Below are 20751 nucleotides of genomic sequence, written 5' to 3' on the forward strand. Positions count from 1 at the left end.
TCTCGCAATACACTCGCCCGACAAGCGGGAGAGGGTTCACAATGCGCAAGATCGTGACAATGACCGGCCATGCCCTGGCGGCGGTGGCTCTGCTGGCTCTGGCCGCGCCCGCTGCGGCCGAAAGCGCAGGCCCTGCCGCGACCGCTGCGGCCCCCTCGAAGGAAGACCTGCGCAAGCTCGCCGATGCGGTGCTGGCGGAAAGCTATGCAGCGGACGGGCCCGGCGCGGCGGTGGTGGTGATGCAGGGCGGCAAGGTGGTCTATACCGGCGGGCGCGGCCTGGCCGATATCGGCGCGGGCCGCGCGATCACCCCCGACACGGTGTTCCGCCTCGGCTCGATCACCAAGCAGTTCGCCGCCGCGGTGATCGTGCAGCTGGCACAGGAGGGCAAGCTCTCGCTCGACGATCCGCTTGCCAAGTTCCTGCCCGGTTACCCCGAGCCCGGTGGCTCCGCGACCGTGCGCCAGCTGCTCCAGCACACCAGCGGCATCCAGTCCTACACCGAGATGCCCGGGTTGATGAACCCGGTCGCCACCGCGATCCCGCGCACCACCGAGACGCTGGTCGCGGTGTTCCGAGACGCGCCTGCCGTGAGCAAGCCGGGCGAGGTATGGAACTACAACAATTCGGGCTACGTGCTGCTCGGCGCGATCATCGAGAAGGTCACGGGCAAGGCGTGGCACGAGGCCATAGAGGAGCGCGTTACCCGCCCGCTCGGCCTCGCCTCGATCCGCTACGGCGTGGGCGGCGAGGATACGCCGGCGATGGCCAAGGGCTATTCGGGCGAGCTGACCGCGGCCGCTGCGATGTCCCAGTATATCCACATGAGCCTGCCCAATGCCGCAGGGGCGCTGATCGGGACGGTCGGCGATCTGGCGAAGTGGGGGCAGGCGCTCCACCACGGCAAGGTGGTCGACGCGGCGCATTATGCGATGATGATCGCGCCGACCCAGCTGCCCGCAGGCGAAACCGTGCCTTACGGCTTCGGCCTCAGCCTCAACCCGCTGCGCGGCCATCCCGCGGTGGGCCACAACGGCGGGATCTTCGGCTTCGAGACCGACAGCATCTACCTGCCCGACGCCGACATCTTCGTCGCGGTGTTCGCCAACAGCGATGCGCCGCAGACTTCGCCCGGCGTGGTGATGCGCCGGATCGCCGCCGCCGCGATCGGCGATCCCTATCCCATGTTCACCCGCACCACGCCCGATCTTGCCGCGCTCGAGCCGTTCTACGGCGTCTATGCCCTCCCCGGCGGGGGCGAACGGCGGTTTTTTGCGAAGGGCGGCAAGCTCTACACCCAGCGCAAGGGCGGCGGCACGCTCGAGGCCTATGCGGCGGGCGACAACCGTTTCTTCTATGGCCCCGCGACCTTGAGCTGGTTCGCCCTGCGCCGCGACGAGAGCGGCACGCCGGTGATGGAATTCGCCCAGAACGGCGAGCTGCCCGTGCAGACCGCGAAGCGCAGCGGCCCGATCCCGCCCGAGGCGGCTGCAATCGCCGTGCCGCGCGCGGTGCTGGAGCGCTATGCCGGAACCTATGCCTTCGGCCCGGCCACCCTCACCATCGCCTTCACCGCCGACGGCACCGGTCTGACGGGCCAGCTCACCGGCCAGCCCCCGATCCCGCTGATCCCGACAAGCGACGGCGAATTCAAGGCCGAGGGCGTCGAAGCGCGCCTGATCTTCGAAGCCGGCGAGGGCAAGGCGAGCGCCGTGACGCTCGACCAGGGCGGGATGCAGCAGCGCGCGCCGCGCAAGCGGGACTAACCGAACACCCGCTGCCCGTGGGTCACCCGGTCGGCCATTGCCATCGTCGTCAGCTGCGCGTTCACCCGGATGCAGCTTGGCATCACGCTCGCATCGCAAACCAGCACGTTGGCGGTGCCGTGGACGCGCTGGTCGAGATCGACCACGCCCTTGGCCGGATCGGCGTTGATCTCGTTGCCGCCATGCGGGTGGCTTGACGAGAGCACGACATCATCGGGCTCTTCGATCAGCCGCGCCAGCAGCGCATCGATCTCGGCATCGCTCATCCCGGCCCGCAGCGTGTCGCCGTGGAGCAGCGCGGGATAGACCTCCAGCGCGCCGCCCGCAAAGTGCACCTTCGCCAGCAGCGCCAGCGCGCGGCGCAGCACGGCAAGGTCGCTCCCGGTCAACTTGAAATCGAGCTTGCCGCCCTTGATGTGCCCGCGCCGGTCCGCCGGGAACAGCACCCCCGCCGAGGCGAGGCGGTTGTAGTGGTGCATGCGGGTGAAGTGGTCCTCGAACCACCCCGGCACCAGCGAGGCCATGCTCATCGGCGGCTGGAAATGGCTCTCGATCAGGAAATCGCCGCGGTCGATGAAGGTCGCCATCTGGTCCTCGTCCCAGGCGATCACGTTCGCGGGCATCAGCGCGGGGACGGGGCAGGCGATGTTGAGCGAGATGTTCTGGCCCGTGCCCCGGATCCCGCTCGCCGACAGGATATTGCTCGACGCGATGGTGCCCGCGGCGACCATCACGCCTCGGGTGACGCGGATCGTCTTGCCGCGATAATCGGGCAGCACCACCTTGACCGAGCTTGCCACCCGGCGGCCTTGCGCATCGCGCGGGCCCCAGCCGATCTCGGCGACCTCGGCCTCGGCAAGGATACGCGCGGGCCGGGCGGCGGTGACCGCGCGGCGCAAAAAGCTCTCGGGCATGGCGCGCTTGCGGCCATAGGGGCAGCCGGTGTTGCAATAGCCGCAGGAGATGCAGGCGTTGGGCTCGGTCTTCGATCCCCAGTTCTTGCGGAACCACCCGGCAACGGCGCGGCTGTCCATCGGGTCGCTCGACCCGGCCTTGTAGGCGTCCCACCCGGCCAGCAGCCGCGTCCCGTTGCTGCGCCCCAGCCGCCGGTCGATCTCATGGACGCCGAGCACCGCCTCGACCCGCTCATAGGCCGCCGCAAGCGCGTCCGCAGCGATCGGCGCGCCGATCCCGGCCCAGGTGGCGAGCACGTCGTTGGCGTCAGGGTGCGTCTCGCCCTCGGCCGCAAGCCGCAGGCAGATGCCGTTGTTGATGACGGTCGAGCCGCCCACGGTGCGCCCCTGGAAGACGATGATGTCACGGTCGCGCGTGGTCTGGATCGCGCCGTCCTTGAACAGGCTCGATGACATCCACTTCTCGTGGGTGGTAATGCGGCTGGAGGGCAGATAGGGCCCGGCCTCGATCACCAGCACCTCGTAGCCCTGCGCGGCAAGGTTCGCCGCCGCCACCGCCCCGCCCGCGCCCGATCCGATCACCACCACCTCGACCGTGTCCGGGATGGCATCGGGATCGACAAAGGCGGATGCGGGCAGATCATTGCCGGTGAATTCGGCGATGGCGGGATCGTCGGGCGTGCCGGCGCGGGTGCGGTGCCCCGGGAGGGTGTAGCCGAGCGCGCCGAGCACCGGATTGTCGCGGTTGGCGTCTTCCTCGGCCTGCTGCGTGGGGCTCGGGCCGGGGGCGGCCTGCCAGTGGCCATAGTAGCCCGCATAGACGATGCCGCGGATGCGGGCCATGTCCTGAAACAGGTCGACACGGGTGTTCTGAAGCCGCCGCCGGATGCGCCACACCCGGAAGCTCCTCGGCGCGAAGTGCCAGACCGGGCCGCCCAGCACCACCCATGCGGCGAAGACCGCAAGCCCGGTGCTGAACGGGGTCTGCCCGCGGATATTGCCGAACATCGTCTGGAGGTTGTCGACCACCTGCTGCGGGGTGATCGCCATGCGCGAGGGCTCGACCAGCATGGTCTCGGCAAGCCTGCGCCAGATGGCGGCGATGAACGGATTGAACGGCTTGTCCTGCATGCTGCGATCCCCCGGTTGCCGCACCTTGCTACCCCGTTGGAACGGCGGGAGATTGTATGCCTGCGCCGGGTTGCGCGGGCAATGGGGGATGGAACGGCTGTGCGCGTCCGAACCCGGTCGCTAGCCCTGCCCCCCGGCATTCTGGCGCCCGCGTTCCTGCACCGCCATGCGGCGGGCCTCCACCTCTTCCGGCGCGACCGCGCTGTTGGCGGCGGAGGAGCGCTGCGCCTCCAGCGCCAGCCCCTCGCCGAAGCTGGCCGCGTAGCCATCGTCGATCAGGCGCTTGTAGAGGCCCAGAAAGGCAGGATCGATGCTCGCCATGTCGGCGGCCAGCCTGCGGGCGAGGGGGAGCAGTTCCTCGGGCGCGGTCACGTGGTTGACGAGGCCCCATGCATGGGCGGTTGCCGCATCAAGAAAATTGCCGGTGAAGGCGAGTTCCTTGGCGCGGGAGATCCCGATCATGCGGGAGAGCTTCTGCGACAGCCCCCAGCCCGGCACGATCCCGACCCTTGCGTGGGTATCTGCAAACCGCGCATTGGTGCTGGCGACCAGCACGTCGCAGGCGAGCGCGACTTCGAAGCCGCCGGTGATCGCCACACCGTTGATCGCCCCGATCACCGGCTTCCTGCACAGCTCGATGGCTTTGACCGGATTGTCGGCGGGGTCGGTGGCATTGGCGCTGCCCAAGGCGCCTGCCTCGCTGCCCAGTTCCTTCAAGTCGAGCCCCGCCGTGAACGCCCGCTCGCCCGCGCCGGTGAGGATCACCGCGCGCACCGCGTCGTCGGCGTCCACCGCGCGCATCACCTCGGCAAGGCGCTTCCTCAGCGCGCGGTTCAGCGCGTTCATCGCCTGGGGGCGGTTCAAGGTGACGGTCGCCACCGCGCCGTCAACTGCGAGCAGGATCACATCGTCAGCCATCAAATCCTCCAGTCGATGCTGCCACGCCCGTGCTCCTCCAGAAAAACATTGGTCCGGCTGAAGGGGCGCGAGCCGAAGAAGCCATTGTGGGCCGATAGCGGGCTGGGATGGGCCGAGGCGACTATCAGATGATGGGATGCGCGCGCGAGGGCGGGCACGCGGCTCGCCTTCTTCTTGGCGTGGCTGCCCCACAGGATGAAGACGCAAGGATCGGCGCGCCCGGCCACCGCTGCCACCGCCGCATCGGTGATCGCATCCCACCCGCGCCCGGCATGGCTCCCCGCTTGTCCCGCTTCCACCGTCAGCGTGTTGTTGAGCAGCAGCACGCCCTGCTTCGCCCACGCAGTCAGATCGCCCGTCGCGGGGCGGGGGAGGCCAAGGTCGGCCTCGAGCTCCTTGTAGATGTTGACGAGGCTCGGCGGCGGCCTGACCCCCGCCTGCACCGAAAACGCCAACCCGTGCGCCTGTCCCGGCCCGTGATAGGGATCCTGCCCGAGGATCACGCAGCGCACCGCCTCCAGCGGGGTCAGCGCCAGCGCGGTGAGGCGTTGCCCGCGCGGCGGATAGACCTGCTTGCCCGAGGCTTCTTCGGCCTTGAGCCATCCCCCGAGCTTCCTTGCCTCGGGGGCGTTCAGCACCGGTTCGAGCGCGGGCCGCCAGCTATCGGGGATGGTCTCGGACATGGCGCCGCAGGCTAGGCCACCCCGCCCGCGCACGCCACTGGCCCCTTCCCCTCTTTCCCCAATGCGCGTAGGGCTGGCCGCATGGCTGTGCACTTTCACGAAGAAGACCTCCCCGCAGGCGTGCTGACCGGTTCGGCGGCGCTCGCCATCGATACCGAGACCATGGGCCTTGTCACCCACCGTGACCGGCTGTGCGTGGTGCAGATCTCCGACGGGACGGGGGACGAGCATCTGGTGCGCTTCGGCCCCGGCAGCAGCTATGATGCGCCCAATCTGAAGGCGATCCTCGCCGATCCGGCGCGCCAGAAGATCTACCACTTCGCTCGCTTCGATCTTGCCGCGGTGCATTACTACCTCGGCGTCATGGCGGGGCCGGTGTTCTGCACCAAGATCGCCAGCAAGCTGACCCGCACCTATACCGACCGGCACGGCCTCAAGAACCTCGTCGAGGAACTGCTGGGGGAGAGCATCTCCAAGCAGCAGCAGTCCTCCGACTGGGGCGGGCCGGTGCTGAGCGATCCGCAGCGCGACTATGCGGCGAGCGACGTGCGCTACCTCCACCGCCTGCGCGACGAACTGACCGTGCGGCTGGAACGCGAAGGGCGCACCGCGATCGCCCAGGCGTGCTTCGATTTCCTCCCGGCCCGGGCGCTGCTCGACATCGCCGGCTGGGCCGAGAACGACATCTTCAGCCACATGTAAGGTCGAAGGCAGCACAAGCGCGATCATGGCCCCCGAGCAAGCCATCGAAACATCCGAGGCGCGCGCGCTTCGCAGCCGGCGGCAGACGCTCGCCGCGCCCGGCGGTTCGCACGACCGGACGGTGCGGCTGCTCGCCCGGGTCTTGCCGATGGGGGTGGGGGTGATCGCCGCGCTGATGGTGATCACGCCGCTGAGCCCCCGGGGCGAGGTCAGCTTCCTGCTCGATCGCAACAAGGTCGCGCTGATCGACGAGCGCCTCTCCGTCGACAATGCCATGTATCGCGGGCGCGACAACCAGGGCCGGCCCTTCTCGCTGCTGGCGGGCGAGGCGGTGCAGCGCTCGAGCGCCGAAGGGCTGGTGCGGATGCGCGACCTTGTCGCCCAGCTGCTGCTGGCCGAGGGCCCCGCGCGCCTCGCCGCCGATGGCGGGACCTATGACATCGACGCCGAAACCGTGACGGTCGAAGGCCCGGTGCGCCTCACCGCCTCCGATGGCTATGCGATGACCGCAAGCGGGGTGTCGGTCGATCTGAAATCGCGCACCATGCTCGGGCGCGAAGGGGTGAGCGGCGCGATCCCGGCCGGAACCTTCTCCGCCAACACCTTGCGCGCCGATCTCGCCGCGCGCACGATCACGCTTGAGGGCAGGGCCCGCTTCACCATGATTCCCGGCCAGTTGAGGATGCCGTGATGCACGACACGACCACCACCCCCACCCGCACCCCCGTGGCCCGCCTCGCGCTGGCATGGGGGATCGGCGGCTTCGCGCTCACCGCAGTGCTGGCGGGGGGCATGAACCTTGCAGCCCAGGGCATCGCCCGCCACGATTCGCGCGCGCCGGTGACCTATGACGCGGGCCGGTTCCTGCTCGACGACAAGGCCAATCAGGCGATCGCCACCGGCGGCGTGACCGTCACCCAGGCCGGGCTCACCGTCCAGTCGGACCGGATGCTGGTGAACTTCACCGATGCCGGCGGGAGCCTCGAGATCCAGCGCATCACCGCCACCGGCGGCGTGGTCATCACCCGCGGCAACGAACGCGCGAGCGGCGACAATGCGGTCTATGATTTCGGGCGCCGGATCATCACCATGGCCGGCAATGTCGCCCTGCGCCGGGGAAGCGACACGCTCAACGGCGGGCGGCTGGTGATCGACCTCGACAGCGGGCTTTCGACCGTTGACGGCAGCGCGGCGGGCGGCGCCCCGGTGCCGGGCCAGCCTGCGCGCAGCGGCCGGGTCACGGGGACCTTCGCGGTGCCGCAGGGCGACCGGAAGAACTGATCAGAACGCGTTCTTGTGCCGCAGCACCATCGCGGTGCGCAGCACGATGCCGATATCGCGCGTGAGCGACCAGCCCGCGATATATTCGAGGTCCGATTGCAAGCGGTCGGTGAGGTCCTTCTCGTGCTCGGTCGCGCCGCGGTGGCCGCGCACCTGGGCAAGACCGGTGAGACCCGGCTTGAGGCAGTGGCGCTGCCAGTACTGGCGGTCGATGTCCCAGAAATACTTGTTGTTTGCGCGTGAACCCAGCGCATGCGGGCGCGGGCCGACGATCGACATGTCGCCCTTCAGCACATTGAGCAGCTGCGGCAGCTCGTCGATGCTGGTGCGGCGGATGAAGGCGCCGATGCGGGTGATGCGGTCATCATCGCGCGAGGCCGAGCGGTTGCCGTCGTGATCGAGCTTCTCCTCGCGCATCGAGCGGAACTTGAACATGTCGAAAAACTGGTTGCCGCGCCCGAGGCGGCGCTGGATGAACAGCATCGGGCCGCCATCCTCGAGCTTGACCAGCACCGCGATCACCAGCAGCAGCGGCAAGAGCACGACCAGCCCCACCAGCGCCACGGCCACATCGAAGGCGCGCTTGAGGATCCGGGCGCGCAGGCCGAGCGGGCCGGTGGAGACCACCAGCGTCGTCCTGTCGAGCGCGTCATAGCGGTGCACCCCGACCGCGCCGAGCTTGTGCGCGGGCTCGCTGACGATCTCGCCATAGACGCCTGCGCACTTCAGCAGGAAGGCCCAGTCCTCGCGCCGTTCGCGCGGGCAGCTGACCACCACCTGATCCTGGTTGCGCAGCAGCTTGCCCAGCCGGTCGAGCATGAAGGGATCGTGGCTGCCCGGATCAAGGTTGTATTCGGCCGCCGAAATGCGCTCGGCCCCGGCGAAGGCGAAGCTCGATCCGCCATCGTCGATCACCAGCCGGTTGCTCACCCGCCCGCCCCAGCGGGCCGCGATAATCACCGCAACAACGCGGCGGATCGCCACCACCAGCACCGCGGCCAGCAACAGGCCGAGCGTCACCACCCCGCGCGAGAAATCGTCGTTGGACTTGGTGTAGAAGCCCACGAAGTTGATGAGCGCGGCCGAAATCACCAGCGCAGTCAGCGCCTTGCGCGAGGCAAAGGTCCAGCTGCCCAGCGCGCGCACGCCATAGGATCCGTTGTAGAGCGCGATCGTGAAGTAGGCCGGCAGCATCACCTGCGCGGTGATCATCGCGCGGCCCTCGGCCCACACGCCTTCCCAGATCAGCGCGGCAAGCGCGAAGCTGAAGTGGAACAGCGCGCCGTCGGTCAGCAGCATCATCGCATAGGCGCGCAGGCGGCGCCGCTCCAGCGATGGCACCAGTCTGCTTTCCACCGACTGGTGGCGTACTGCATCCAGTAGCCTCGGCGTAGCGCGGTTCATGGAAGCCCTTCCCCCAAAGGTGCGACCCTCAAGATGTTGCCTTGCGGATATTACAGACAAAAGCACATCTTGTGCGACTGCGAAATGCAGCTTGTCACATTTTGCTAACGCTTCGCAGCAAATCGCCCGATTTCGGCCAGCTCCTGCGCGAGCAGCAGCTCGGCGGCCTGACTGTTGGCGATGAGGCTGCGGTGGAGCGCGGTGAGTCGGGGGATCAGCCGGTCGAGCCGCGTCTCGCGGCTGCCCCGCGCGGCCGGTTGCAGCCAGCGCTTGAACTGGTTCTGGATGTCGCGTTTCTCGCGGAAGAAGATGCCGAGCCGCATCTCGGCGCCCTTGTCGATCTGTTCGAAGGCACCGCGCGGGCCGAGATAGGCGGCGATCTGCGCGAGTTGCGCCGCCCGCCGTTCGAGCGCGAGCGCGACCCCCACGGGGTTGAGGCCGAGCTCGCGCATCCGCCGCACCTCGCCCGCGATCTTGCCGGTCTCCCCGCCGAGCACGGCGTTGACCAGCGGGGCAAAGCCGTCCTCTTCGGTGGCCGCGCCGATCGCGGCGTGATCCTCGGGCGTGGCGGCCCGCGGGGCCTGGGGATCGGCGCCGACATACAGCGCGAGCTTGTCGACCTCCGACTGGGCGAGCCTGACGTCGAGCCCGGCGGACCGCGCGATGCGTTCGGCAAGGTCGCCGCCAAGCCTGAGGCCCGCCGCGTCCGCCATCTGCCGCACCGCCTGCGCCACCGCCGACAGATCGGGCGGGTGGAACATCGCGACGAGCGCATCCTTGCGCTTTTCCAGCAGCTTGGCGGTGCGCGACTTGTCGGTGGCGCTGGTGGCGACGATGATCACCGGCGCCGCCTCGCCCGCGCCGGCCTCGCCGGTCTCGATCAGGATTTGCAGCGCGTCATGCGCATCATCGCCGCTCGCGCGCACCCAGATGTGGCGGTTGCCGCCGAACAGCGAGGCCGAGCGCGCCTCGTCCCCCAAGAGGGCGGGATCGCGCTTCAGGTCCGCGCCGGTCAGCTCGATCCGCTCGCCCGGATCGGGCAGGGCGGCGGCGAGGCGCTGTGCCGCGGCGCTGGCGCCGGCTTCGTCGGGTCCGCAGAAGAAGAACATCCGGCAGGATGCCGCGCCCGCCGGGGCCCCTCGCAGAAAATCCTTCTGGGTCGCCTTCACGGCTGGACGGGGCGGCCTTGCGCGCCTTGGGACCTCAAGGTCAGCGCGACCTGTGTCGCCATCCGGTCGGCAACTTCGAGCGCGAGGTTTTCGAGCGCCTTCTGCTCGGCGGCGATGGTGGCATATTCGCTGGACACCACGTCGATCCCGGCGTCCGAGCCCGAGGTCGCATCGAGCAGCACCGCGCCGGTGGCCAGATCGATGAGCTGGTAGCGCGCGCGCAGGATACGGCGTTCCCGGCTGATGGTGTCGTCGTTGAGGACGCCCAGCGCCTCGAGCGAATCGTCCAGTCGCACGTCGAGCCGGTATTGCGGCACCGCCTGCCCCGCCACGCCGAGCCGCGCATCGAGCGCGTTCTTGACCAGCCAGCCTCCCCGACCCTGGATCGCGGGCACCTCGACCGACGCCAGCCCCTGCGCCGAGACCGACTGCGTCCCGCCCGCATACATCGGCGTCAGACCGCAGGCGGACAGGGCCAGGAGGGCGGCGAGGGCGAGAAGAATCCGCATCAGGTGACGATATTCACCAATCGGTCCGGCACGACAATCACCTTGCGCACCGGCGCGCCATCCAATGAGCGCTGGAGGTTCGCCGAAGCCAGCGCCAGCGCCTCGAGGTCCTGCCTGGAAGCCCCCTTGGGCGCGGTGACCGTGTCGCGCAGCTTGCCCATGTGCTGGATGGCGATGGTCACCTCGTCATCGACCAAGAGCGCGGGATCGACTGCGGGCCAGGCGGCATCGGCGATCAGGCCTTCCCCGATCGACTGCCACGCTTCCTCGGCGAGGTGCGGCATCATGGGCGCCGCCAGATGCACCAAGGCCCGGATGGCGGAGCTCCGGCTCGCCGAGGGCGCGGCCTTCTCGACCGCGCCGGTCAGTTCGTAGATGCGCGCCACGGCCTTGTTGAAGCCCAGCGCTTCGATGTCGGCAGCGACGGCGGCGATGGTCTGGTGGGTCTTGCGGTCGAGCGCCTTGTCCTCGCCCGTCGCCGCAGCGTCATGGGCGCAGAACAGCCGCCACAGCCGCTGGACGAAGCGCGCGCAGCCCTCGATCCCGGCGTCGGACCACGGCAGATCGCGCTCGGGCGGCGAGTCGGACAGCATGAACCAGCGCACCGCATCCGCACCGTGGCGGGCGATGATCGCATCGGGGTCGACGACGTTCTTCTTCGACTTCGACATTTTTATCACGCGGCCGACTTCGACGGGCGCGCTGTCCGCCAGCAGCGTCGCGCCGTCCGCGGTGCGGTCGACCTCCTCCGGCCCGAAGAACACCGGCACCCCGCGCGCTTCATCAATGCGGCTATAGGTCTCGTGCGTCACCATGCCCTGCGTGAACAGCGCGGCAAACGGCTCCTGCACCGCGATCTTGCCGGTGTGGGCGAGCGCGCGGGTCCAGAAGCGGGCGTAGAGCAGGTGCAGGATCGCGTGCTCGATGCCGCCGATATAGTGCTGCACCGGCATCCACTTGGCGACTTCCTCCGGGTCGAAGGGCTTGTCGGCGGGCTGGCTCGCAAAGCGCAGGAAATACCACGAGCTGTCAACAAAAGTGTCGAGCGTATCGGTCTCGCGCCGCGCCGGATTGCCGCACTTGGGGCAGTCCACGTGCTGCCACGTCGGGTGGCGTTCGAGCGGATTGCCGGGGACCTCGAAGGTCACATCCTCGGGCAGGGTGACGGGGAGCTGGTCCTTGGGCACCGGCACCACGCCGCAGGTCTCGCAATGGATGAAGGGGATCGGCGTCCCCCAATAGCGCTGGCGGCTGACGCCCCAGTCGCGCAGGCGCCACACGGTGCGCCCCTCGCCCCAACCGGCACCTTCCGCGCGGGCGATGACCTCGGCCTTGGCCGCTTCCACCGCCATGCCATCGAGGAAGCCGGAATTGACGATCACCCCGTCCCCCGCCTCGGCCTCGCCCTTGAAGGGCTCGTCCGCGCGGGCGGGATCGGATGCGACGACGCGCAGGATCGGCAACCCGTATTTGGTCGCGAATTCGAAATCGCGCTGGTCGTGGCCGGGCACGCCCATCACCGCGCCGGTGCCGTATTCCATCAGCACGAAATTGGCGATGAACACCGGCAGGTCCGCGCCGGTGAACGGGTGCTTCGCCGTGATCGGCGTCAGGTAGCCGAGCTTCTCCGCGGTTTCGAGCGCTGCGGCCGTGGTCGCGCCCTTCTTGCACTGGTCGATGAACGCGGCGACTTGCGCGTCGCCCGCCAGCCCCTGGGCAATCGGGTGGTCGGCAGCGACCGCACAGAAGCTCGCGCCGAAGATCGTGTCGGGGCGGGTCGAATAGACCGGCAGCTTGCCGCCGTCGGAAAGGTCGAAGCAGAACTCCAGCCCTTGCGACTTGCCGATCCAGTTCTCCTGCATCAGGCGGACCTTCTCGGGCCAGTCGGCAAGGCTGCCGAGGCTCTCCAGCAGATCATCGGCAAAGTCGGTGATCTTGAGGAACCACTGGTTCAATTTGCGCTTTTCGACCTCCGCGCCGCTGCGCCAGCCCTTGCCGTCGATCACCTGTTCGTTGGCGAGCACGGTCATGTCGACCGGGTCCCAGTTGACGGTCGATTCCTTGCGGTAGACGAGGCCCGCCGCATACAGATCGAGGAACAGCGCCTGTTCGTGGCCGTAATATTCGGGATCGCAGGTGGCGAATTCGCGGGTCCAGTCGAGCGCGAAGCCGATGCGCTGGAGCTGCGCCTTCATCTGCGCGATGTTCGCCCTCGTCCAGCCGCCGGGGTGCACGCCCTTTTCCATCGCGGCATTCTCTGCCGGCATCCCGAAGGCGTCCCAGCCCATCGGGTGCAGCACTTCATGCCCACGCATCTTCTGGTAGCGCGCCAGCACGTCGCCCATCGTGTAGTTGCGCACGTGGCCCATGTGGATGCGCCCGGAAGGGTAGGGAAACATCTCGAGGATGTAGCTCTTGGGCTTGGGGCTGTCGCTGTCGGCCGTGAAGGTGCCGGCTTCCGTCCAGGCACGCTGCCAGCGTTCATCGGCGACGGCAGGGTCGAAACGGGTGTCAGTCATGCAAGGTCGGTCCGGTGGAGCGGTGTCAGGAAGCAAGCGCCTGGCGGCGCAGATCGCGGGCCTTGGTGAGGATGATGTCCTCAAGCTTCTGGACGGTCGCCGCCTGCACCGGGGCCTCGACCCAGGTGCCCGACTGGTTGACCTGACGGCTCGCCGCGACCCGCAGCGCATCGGCGCGCAGGTCCTGGTCGAGGATCGTGACGGTCAGCTTCACCCGCTCGCCCGGATTGGCCGGGTTGGCATACCAGTCGGTCACGATCACCCCGCCGGCGCTGTCCGCCTGGAGCAGCGGCGCGAAGCTGACAGTGTCGAGCGCGGCGCGCCACAGATAGGCATTGACGCCGATGGTGTTGAGCTGGGCAGCGGCAAGCTCGGTGCGCGGACGTTCACGCCCGCCGCAGGCCGCAAGGCCGACCAGCGCGGCGCCGAGCAGAGCATAACCGGCGGTGCGGCGAAGAAGGGCGGAAGGGGCGCGTGTCACTGCCGGATCATCCTCAATCATGAAGTCTCGGGCCCGCTCTATAGTGGCATGCCCCCTTGCGGCAAGCACGAAGGCGCGATCGCCCCCGGTGCAAGCCTGCGTGCAAGACTCAGCACCCCTCGTGCTTTACCGGGGCTGAATTGCAAGGCTGTGCAAGGCTTTCTGTGTGCATGGTGCCACAGGTAAGCGGCGAAACCCGGGCGGCTGCGGCAATATCATTGCAAGCCGGCGGGCAATGCCTAGGAATATATGTGGAAACAGGCGCGACTCATCCAGTGTTCATGTCGCATCTGCTTGGGGCTCTATCTGATCGGGGTCCGGGAACAGGGACGAAGGTTTAAGCATGGCAGGCACGGCGGACAGGTTGGCAAAAGCGGAGGTGCGGGCAGGTCGCTCGCTGCCGCTCGCCGCGCTGTCCGGCCTGCTCGCGCTCGCCGTCCCCAGTGCAGGCTTCGCGCTCGCCGGGCAGATCGCTCCGGCACAGACTGCGGCGATTTCGGGTGCCGGTCTTGAGGCGCTGGGCCTCGGCATGTTCACCCCCGCCTCGGTCGAACCGGAACTCGCCGCCCGCGTCGCCGGCAAGGCCCGGGCGCGCGGCGTGTATTTCACCCCCGCCAGCGCCCCGCCGATCACCGGCAAGCGCACTGTCACCGTCGCGGTGCGCGTGGATGACGATACGGCCCGCGCGATCTCGGTGAGGAAGGCGCTCGATGCGGTCCCGGGCCGCGGCACGGCGCCCGCCGGGCTTGATGCGAGCAAGTTCCAGCTCGGTGCGGCGCGCGGCTACAAGAGCTTCGCGCGCACCGTCGACCTGTCGGCCAATGTCCCCAAGCTCGCCCTGCCCGACCTTGCGCAGTTCGAGCCTTCGCGCCCCAAGGCCGACGACAAGCCCTCGCGCCTCCAGCCGCGCATCGAATTCAGCGACCGCGCGATCGCCGGCCGCTCGCCCAACACGCTCGATTCGACCGCCGCACAAACGGTGGGCGTCGGCGGCAGCTTCCGCCTTTCGCCCAACCTCAACGTGACCGCGGGCGTGCGCTACTCGCAGGAGCGCGAACGGCTCGATCCGCTCACCAACTCGGTGCAGGACAGCCAGGCCGTCTACGTCGGCACCCAGATCAAGTTCTGATCCTGCACCGGCATTCAGCGCTGACGGCCTGCAAATGGCCCGGCTGCGGGCTTGCGGTGCTCACGGCCTTCAAGGCCGCTGCGCTCCGGATCCCGCATCCACACCATTTTCGGCACGTCATCACCTGAATGACCACACCGGATCGGCCGCCGACCTTCCTCGCAAATCCCCGCCGCAAGCCCCTTTCAACGCATAGCTATTCCCCGCTTTCCCTAAGGGAATGCGCTCGCTAGGTTGCGCCCAACAAGCGTCACAATTCGAGGGGAGAATGCCATGGGCCGGGTAGCCATCGTCACCGGGGGAACGCGCGGGATCGGGGAGGCGATCTGCAAGCGGCTCCAGCGCCAGGGCCACACGGTCATCGCCAACTACGCCGGGAACGAGGAAAAGGCCAAGGCCTTCACCGAAGCGACCGGCATTCCCGCCTACAGGTGGGACGTGGGCGATCACGAAGCGACGCTGGCGGGCGTGGCCGAGGTCGAGGCGGCGCACGGCCCGGTCGACATCGTCGTCAACAACGCCGGCATCACCCGCGACGGCACGCTCCACAAGATGAGCTTTGCCGATTGGAACGATGTCATGCGCATCAACCTTGGCGGGTGCTTCAACATGGCCAAGGCGACCTTCCCCGGCATGCGCGAGCGCGGGTGGGGGCGGATCGTCAACATCGGCTCGATCAACGGGCAGGCGGGCCAGTACGGCCAGGTCAACTACGCCGCCGCCAAGAGCGGCATCCACGGTTTCACCAAGGCGCTGGCGCAGGAAGGCGCGAAGTTCGGGGTGACGGTCAACGCCATCGCGCCGGGCTATATCGACACCGACATGGTCGCCGCCGTGCCCGCGCCGGTGCTCGAGAAGATCGTCCCCAAGATCCCGGTCGGCCGCCTCGGCATGGCCGAGGAGATCGCGCGCGGGGTGGCGTTCCTCACCTCCGAGAACGGCGGCTTCATGACCGGCTCGACCATGAGCATCAACGGCGGGCAGCATATGTACTAGCAAGGGCAGGCGAGCAGCGCAGCTGCAAGCCGGCGCCGCAAGGCGGCCCGCCGCGCGGCCAGCGGGTCGGCGGCGAAGCCCGCCGAACCCGTCTGACATCAGCCTGCGGCTTTGCCGCAGGCCCCCTCACCCCCCCTTACCGAGCACCCTTGCCGCCGGCCCCAATCCCGCTAAGCTCCCCGCCAAAAGGGGGCACCACCATGGCATTGTCCGAAGCGCAAGCAGACCTCCGCCTCGCCCATGTCAACGGCGGCGCGGGGGTGATCGCGTCCGGCCTTGCCTGGACCGCGGCGGCCTTCGCGTTCCTCGCGGCGGGGCCCGAGGCGGGCTTCGCAGTGCTGTTCGTCTGCGGCCTCGCCATCGCGCCCGCGGCGCAGGCCCTGTCGAAATTCGTCTTCAAGGCCCCGCCCTCGGGTCCCGGCAAGCGGCTCGAATGGATCGCGGTCGCGACCGTGCCGGTGCTGCTGGCGGGGTTCTATTTCGGGTGGCGCGGCATGGCCGGGGCGCCCTTTGCCGCGATCCCGATGGTCGCGATTGCGGTGGGGGCGCGCTACCTCGTCTTCCCGGTGATGTATGGCGGGGCGGTGTTTCCGTGCCTCGGCGCGGTGTTCATTGCAGGCGGAGCGGCCTGGCTTGCCGCGCCGGAGAGCGCCGCCCTGCCGGTGACGATCGGCCTTGCGCTCGCCGAACTGGCGCTCGGCGCGCTGCTGGTGCGCCAGTGGCGCGGGGCGGGAGAGCCTGCGTGATGCGCCTCGCCCTCGCGCTGGCCGCCGGCGTGTGCTGCGCCGCGCCCGCCGCCGCGCAGGAGTATGTGCTGGCGATGACCTACGAAACCGGCACCGAGGGCGGCGCGGATGGCGCCAGCAGCGCGGCGAGCGGCCGGCAGGCCATCGCCGAGAGGGTGCTCGCGCTGACCCTCGAAGGGGCCGAGCTCGAATACACGCTCCCCTCCGATCCCGAAGAGGTGCGCGGCAACGCGCGCTGGATGTTCCCCGCGCGGGTGCGGGTGGTGGGCGATGGCAGCATGGCGCTGCTCAACGCCGATGAACTCACCGCCCGCGCCGATGCGTGGCTGGCCGAAATGGAGTGGCCGCGCGAGGTGTGCTCGCGCTGGACCTTCAGCTGGGCCGCCTACCAGATCCGCTGCGATGCCGCCGCCGCCGTCGAGACGGTGGAAAGCTACGGGATGCAGCCGGGGCGGATCGCGGCGGGGCAGCCCTTCGCGCTCAAGGGCGCGCTCGGGCCGGTGGTGCTGGAGCGTTCGGGCGAGGCCGAGGGCCGGGTGATCCTCACCGGCTCCGGCCCGGTCGACGTCGCCTTCCTGCGCGAGGAAGATACCCGCGCCGCACTGGTGGTTGCCGAGGTCGGCCGCGAGGCGCTGACGCCCGAAGCGGCCGCCGCCGCTTCCGCCGCGATCGCTGCGACCGGCACGGTCTCGGTCACCTTCGCGGTCGATGCGGCAGGCATGGTGTGGCGGCGCGAGGACGTGTCGGACTATACCATGACCGGCAGCCGCTGGCGCGACGGCCACACCCGCGCCCGCACCACCGTCACCCGCCTGACCCGCGCCGAATGGGAACGGCAGCAGGCGGAAAGGGAGGCGGAAGAGGACCGCGCGGAGCCGCTGGCCGATCCCGCTAGTCGATAACGATCCCAGCGACCTTCCACGCGCCGTCCTCCCAGGCAAGGCTGACGCGCTCGGTCTGGGCCGTGCCGTCCGCATAGGTCGAGCGGAACCTGACCAGCCGGTAGCCCTGCGGCGGGGCGGGGACATAGTCGTTGCCGGTGATGTCGCGGGTCAGCATATGCCCAAGCGGCGTGCGCAGGCGGGCGGAGACGTCGCTCCATGCCTTCAAGGTGTTGAGCCGGCGGAATTCGGCGCCGGTGGCGGCATAGCTTTCGGCCCAGCGGCCCTGATCGATCAGCGCGAGGAAATCCCCCGCCGCGCGGGCGGCGGCATCGGCCTCGCTCTCCGGCGCGGCGGCGGCGGCTATCGGTATCGCGGGGGCGGGGCCGGCGAGAGTGAGCGGGGATGCGGGAAGGAACAGGGCGGCAAGGATGATCGACATGGCGGCAGCTCCGACAAGAGACAGGACGAGGCCGGGCCGCGCCCACCGCCGGGTGGCGGATGGCGCATGTCCTGCCGCCGGAGCGCTGCCGGGCGCATCCCCCAACGGCTTGTCCCCCAGCGTTTCGGGGGTGTGCTCGCCCTCCGCTTCGAGCAGGCGCCGCGCCGCCTCGCGGCTGCTGGTGGTGCCGAGCTTGCGCCGCGCCTCGCGCAGGCGTTCGTTGACGGTGTGGACCGACAGGCCCAGCTCGCGCGCCGAGGACTTGGCGTCATGCCCGCGCAGCAGCAGGCGCAGCGCGTCCTTCTCCTTCGGGGTCAGCACGTCGGGGCTGGTGGTCATGGCCGCGAAGGTAGGGCGCAGGCCCCCACGCGGCCACCCCGAATTTCTGGGGGGTCGCAGGGGGACCAGGTCCCGGCCGGAAGCGGCGCGGGCACCGCGCGAAGGTGGCGCCGCCGTGTTGACGGGCGCGCTCAGGCGCGGGAGCGCACCTGCACGCGCAGCAGCCAGATCAGCGCCGCGGCGCCCGCCGCCATCGCGGCGATGACATAGAGCCCGCTCGCAAAGCTCCCCGTCCCGTCTCTCAGCGCGCCCCAGGCAAAGGGGGTGACGAAAGCGCCGATCTGCGCGATGGTGTTGATCGCCGCCGCGCCCACCGCCAGTTCGGCCCGGGTCATCACCTCGGGCCAGGCCGAGGACAGCAGCATCTGCACGCTCGCGCCGACGATGGCGAAGGCGATATAGGCGGCGACGATCATCTCGCCCGGCCCGCCGGCGGCGATCACCAGATAGGCCGCAGCGATCACGACCGTGCACCAGAAGGCATAGATGAACCGGTCGCTCCGGCGGTCGGCTTCGTGGCCGAGCCACAGCATCGCGAGGGTGCCAAGAATCCCGCCGGCAGCGACCGTCCAGCCGACCGCCTCCTGCCCCAGCCCGCCGCCCGAAGCGAGGATCATCGGCGCTGAAAGCGTGAAGGTGATGTTCGCGCCGATCAGCAGGAAACTGAGCCCGCCATTGAGCAGCACCCGCGGATTGCCGAGCGCGGCAAGGACGTTGTGGCCCGGCGGCTCGCCCCGCAGACGCTGCTCGCGCGCCAGTTCTTCGGCGATCCAGTCCTGTTCTGCCGGGGTCAGCCAGGTGACGCTTGCGGGCCGGTCGGGCAGCCATGCGAGCACGGCGAGGCCGACCAGCACCGTCGGCAGGCCTTGCGCAAGGAACAGCCATTGCCAGCCCGCCAGCCCCGCCGTCCCGTCGAACGACAAGAGCCAGCCCGAAACCGCCCCCATCACCAGCGAGGCGAGCGGCACCGCGATATAGAAGCGGCTCACCGCGCGGCTGCGGTGGCAGGGCGGGAACCAGCCCGAGAAATAATAGATGACGCCGGGGTAAAACCCCGCCTCGGCGACACCCAGCAGGAAGCGCAGGATGTAGAAGCTCGCCGCGCTCTCGACGAACATCATGCCCGCCGAAAGCAGCCCCCAGGTGACCATGATCCGCGCGATCCACTGGCGCGCCCCGAACCGGGTGAGCAGCAGGTTCGAGGGAATCTCGAACAGCGCATAGCCGAGGAAGAACAGCCCTCCGCCAAGACCATAGACGGTCGCGCTGAAGCCGAGATCGGCGTTCATGTCGGTCGCCGCGAAGCTGACATTGACCCGGTCAAGATAGGCAAAGAGGTAGGCGACGAGGATCAGCGGAATGATCCGCCACATCGCCTTGTTCATCGCCGAAGCGCCGATGGCCTCCTGTTCGTCGTCCGCTGCCACCATCGCCTGCCCCCCGAGAGCGAGACTAACTCATGCCAACGTGGGGCGCAATGAAGCGGGTGGGCGAGGGGCGGCGCGGGGACGTGACAAAAACTTAAGGGCTTGGCCCTAGCCGTTGCTCGTGGCAGCACCAGAGGCGGAAATGTGGAACGACGACAACGCGATCTATGACGATGGAGAGTGGATCACGTGGACAGAAATCAATTCCCATCTTGATCGATTGGAGTTTGAAGCCGCTTTTCCGTCTCTCGATGTAGAACTCGTCCCGATTTTCCAAAGACTGATCGAAACCGCGCAAGATTATTTCCATCTGACGGGCCGCCATTTGCAGGTCTATGGCGATCTAGGCGAACTCTATGGCGCAATCGTTCACGGAGTGAAGCTCCACCGCAACTATGCCCAAGGATCCGACGGCAAGATCGGCAATGCATTTGTAGAAATCAAAACGATCACGCCATTCAAAAGTAATGATGTCATCACCTTGAACATGGATCGGAACTTTAGTGCGGTCTTGATCGTGAAGATCAATGAGAATTTCGAAATTTCGAGCAAGTTGATCAAGCGGAAGGACTTGCCAAAAGGATCGAGAAAGCTCTTGCGTCTGAACTGGAGTGATTTCACGAACACGCCAGAACCGGCTCACCAACTGCATTGTTCGGAAGCAAGACCGGGATAAGGGAGGAGCGATAGGCCGCTCAGCCCCCCTTCCCCGCCGCCACCATCGCGTCCCATTGCTCCCACGGTATGGCGCGCCCCGGATAGGCGACGCTTCGGAAGGGCCAGTCGCGGGCGAGCCATTTTTGCACCCACGCGTAAAGCTCGGCGTCGAAGCCCGCCTCGTATTCGGCGGCAGTGACCCACAGCACCACCTGCGCGTCGTACCCGGGGACCCTGCTCGGGTAGACATAGACGCAAGCCCGCTCGCGGGTGCCGTCGGGGGTGAGGACCGCGTAGGCGAAGGACGTGCGGGCGGCGAACCGGCCCGCCTCGGTCTCCATGTCGAGCACCGCGTCCTTCATCGTCAGCCCCGCATGGGGCCAGTCGGGCGAGCGGGTGAAGGTCTTCTGGAGATGCGCGATCGAGCTCATATAGGCGCGGTAATCGATCTCGGTGAGCCCGGGGCCGAGCGGGACGAGCCGGAAGCCCGGCCCCCCGGCGGTCAGCGGCACGGCGAAATCGGGGGCGATCCACGGGGCGGGGGCGGGGGTTGCCGCAGGGGCCTGCGCCTGCGCGGCCGGAGGCCCTGCTGCTGCCCCGAGCAGCGCTGCCGCCGCCGCCATCACTGCCCTCAGCCGCATCGCCCCGCTCCTTCCT

Annotated in this window: 20 protein-coding genes; 9 read left to right on the forward strand and 11 right to left on the reverse strand. The window is 68.7% G+C overall.

The genetic code is table 11. The features are described 5' to 3' along the window. The first annotated feature begins 59 nt into the window (after positions 1 to 59). Positions 60 to 1766 (forward strand): serine hydrolase, encoded by a 1707-nt coding sequence (locus tag D620_RS15675; RefSeq protein WP_196795246.1) that lies wholly within the window; start codon positions 60 to 62, stop codon positions 1764 to 1766. Here the strand turns inward: D620_RS15675 and D620_RS0103480 are convergent. The 3 genes from D620_RS0103480 to ung form a co-directional block, all read right to left on the reverse strand. Then, positions 1763 to 3811 carry a GMC family oxidoreductase N-terminal domain-containing protein gene (locus D620_RS0103480; protein ID WP_017664400.1) on the reverse strand — a complete coding sequence of 683 codons (2049 nt, stop codon included), beginning with the start codon at positions 3809 to 3811 and terminating at the stop codon, positions 1763 to 1765. The genes D620_RS15675 and D620_RS0103480 overlap by 4 nt on opposite strands. Before the next feature lie 120 nt (positions 3812 to 3931). Then, positions 3932 to 4729 (reverse strand): enoyl-CoA hydratase, encoded by a 798-nt coding sequence (locus tag D620_RS0103485; RefSeq protein ID WP_017664401.1) that lies wholly within the window; start codon positions 4727 to 4729, stop codon positions 3932 to 3934. Next, positions 4729 to 5412 (reverse strand): uracil-DNA glycosylase, encoded by a 684-nt coding sequence (ung, locus tag D620_RS0103490; RefSeq protein ID WP_017664402.1) that lies wholly within the window; start codon positions 5410 to 5412, stop codon positions 4729 to 4731. The genes D620_RS0103485 and ung overlap by 1 nt, the downstream gene beginning before the upstream one ends. Before the next feature lie 81 nt (positions 5413 to 5493). Here ung and D620_RS0103495 point away from each other — a divergent pair, with 81 nt between their 5' ends. The 3 genes from D620_RS0103495 to D620_RS0103505 are packed head-to-tail and all read left to right on the forward strand — an operon-like array spanning position 5494 to position 7395. Next, positions 5494 to 6114, forward strand: coding sequence for a ribonuclease D (locus D620_RS0103495; protein ID WP_017664403.1), 621 nt, complete (start codon positions 5494 to 5496; stop codon positions 6112 to 6114). A 25-nt stretch (positions 6115 to 6139) separates the two neighbouring features. Beyond that, positions 6140 to 6805 (forward strand): LPS export ABC transporter periplasmic protein LptC, encoded by a 666-nt coding sequence (gene lptC, locus D620_RS0103500; protein ID WP_017664404.1) that lies wholly within the window; start codon positions 6140 to 6142, stop codon positions 6803 to 6805. Next, entirely contained in the window at positions 6805 to 7395 is a 591-nt protein-coding gene (locus D620_RS0103505; protein WP_017664405.1) for an LptA/OstA family protein, read from the forward strand. The genes lptC and D620_RS0103505 overlap by 1 nt, the downstream gene beginning before the upstream one ends. Here D620_RS0103505 and D620_RS0103510 read toward each other — a convergent pair whose 3' ends face one another. From D620_RS0103510 to D620_RS0103530, 5 genes are all read right to left on the reverse strand, one after another. Further along, positions 7396 to 8799 (reverse strand): sugar transferase, encoded by a 1404-nt coding sequence (locus D620_RS0103510; RefSeq protein WP_026091918.1) that lies wholly within the window; start codon positions 8797 to 8799, stop codon positions 7396 to 7398. A 104-nt stretch (positions 8800 to 8903) separates the two neighbouring features. Further along, positions 8904 to 9968: a DNA polymerase III subunit delta gene (gene holA / locus D620_RS0103515; protein ID WP_026091919.1), complete on the reverse strand. Its 1065-nt coding sequence runs from the start codon at positions 9966 to 9968 to the stop codon at positions 8904 to 8906. Beyond that, complete coding sequence (gene lptE, locus D620_RS0103520; protein WP_017664408.1) at positions 9965 to 10477, reverse strand: LPS assembly lipoprotein LptE; 513 nt, start codon at positions 10475 to 10477, stop codon at positions 9965 to 9967. The genes holA and lptE overlap by 4 nt, the downstream gene beginning before the upstream one ends. Continuing rightward, entirely contained in the window at positions 10477 to 12996 is a 2520-nt protein-coding gene (gene leuS / locus D620_RS0103525; RefSeq protein WP_017664409.1) for a leucine--tRNA ligase, read from the reverse strand. The genes lptE and leuS overlap by 1 nt, the downstream gene beginning before the upstream one ends. 25 nt (positions 12997 to 13021) lie before the next feature. Beyond that, positions 13022 to 13498 carry a DUF3576 domain-containing protein gene (locus tag D620_RS0103530; RefSeq protein WP_017664410.1) on the reverse strand — a complete coding sequence of 159 codons (477 nt, stop codon included), beginning with the start codon at positions 13496 to 13498 and terminating at the stop codon, positions 13022 to 13024. 322 nt (positions 13499 to 13820) lie between these two features. On the opposite strand from D620_RS0103530, the gene D620_RS0103535 reads away from it, so the two are divergent. The 4 genes from D620_RS0103535 (at position 13821) to D620_RS0103550 (ending at position 17250) form a co-directional block, all read left to right on the forward strand. Then, entirely contained in the window at positions 13821 to 14606 is a 786-nt protein-coding gene (locus D620_RS0103535; protein ID WP_155799964.1) for a hypothetical protein, read from the forward strand. A gap of 273 nt (positions 14607 to 14879) precedes the next feature. After that, positions 14880 to 15602, forward strand: coding sequence for an acetoacetyl-CoA reductase (phbB, locus tag D620_RS0103540; protein WP_017664412.1), 723 nt, complete (start codon positions 14880 to 14882; stop codon positions 15600 to 15602). A 200-nt stretch (positions 15603 to 15802) separates the two neighbouring features. Further along, positions 15803 to 16348 (forward strand): DUF7010 family protein, encoded by a 546-nt coding sequence (locus D620_RS0103545; protein ID WP_017664413.1) that lies wholly within the window; start codon positions 15803 to 15805, stop codon positions 16346 to 16348. Then, positions 16345 to 17250 carry a hypothetical protein gene (locus tag D620_RS0103550; RefSeq protein WP_155799965.1) on the forward strand — a complete coding sequence of 302 codons (906 nt, stop codon included), beginning with the start codon at positions 16345 to 16347 and terminating at the stop codon, positions 17248 to 17250. The genes D620_RS0103545 and D620_RS0103550 overlap by 4 nt, the downstream gene beginning before the upstream one ends. Here the strand turns inward: D620_RS0103550 and D620_RS0103555 are convergent. Both D620_RS0103555 and D620_RS0103560 read right to left on the reverse strand, forming a co-directional pair. Further along, a complete protein-coding gene (locus D620_RS0103555; RefSeq protein ID WP_017664415.1) occupies positions 17240 to 18010 on the reverse strand; it encodes a helix-turn-helix domain-containing protein in 771 nt (256 codons plus the stop codon). The two genes, D620_RS0103550 and D620_RS0103555, sit on opposite strands and share 11 nt — an antisense overlap. A gap of 131 nt (positions 18011 to 18141) precedes the next feature. Beyond that, positions 18142 to 19440 carry an MFS transporter gene (locus D620_RS0103560; RefSeq protein WP_017664416.1) on the reverse strand — a complete coding sequence of 433 codons (1299 nt, stop codon included), beginning with the start codon at positions 19438 to 19440 and terminating at the stop codon, positions 18142 to 18144. A 118-nt stretch (positions 19441 to 19558) separates the two neighbouring features. On the opposite strand from D620_RS0103560, the gene D620_RS14600 reads away from it, so the two are divergent. After that, positions 19559 to 20113 (forward strand): hypothetical protein, encoded by a 555-nt coding sequence (locus D620_RS14600; RefSeq protein WP_233991955.1) that lies wholly within the window; start codon positions 19559 to 19561, stop codon positions 20111 to 20113. 19 nt (positions 20114 to 20132) lie between these two features. On the opposite strand, the gene D620_RS0103570 is transcribed toward D620_RS14600, so the two are convergent. Next, a complete protein-coding gene (locus D620_RS0103570; RefSeq protein WP_017664418.1) occupies positions 20133 to 20735 on the reverse strand; it encodes a hypothetical protein in 603 nt (200 codons plus the stop codon). Positions 20736 to 20751 lie beyond the last annotated feature (16 nt).

The sequence above is a fragment of the Porphyrobacter sp. AAP82 genome (genome assembly GCF_000331285.1).
In the GTDB taxonomy this organism is placed as follows: domain Bacteria; phylum Pseudomonadota; class Alphaproteobacteria; order Sphingomonadales; family Sphingomonadaceae; genus Erythrobacter.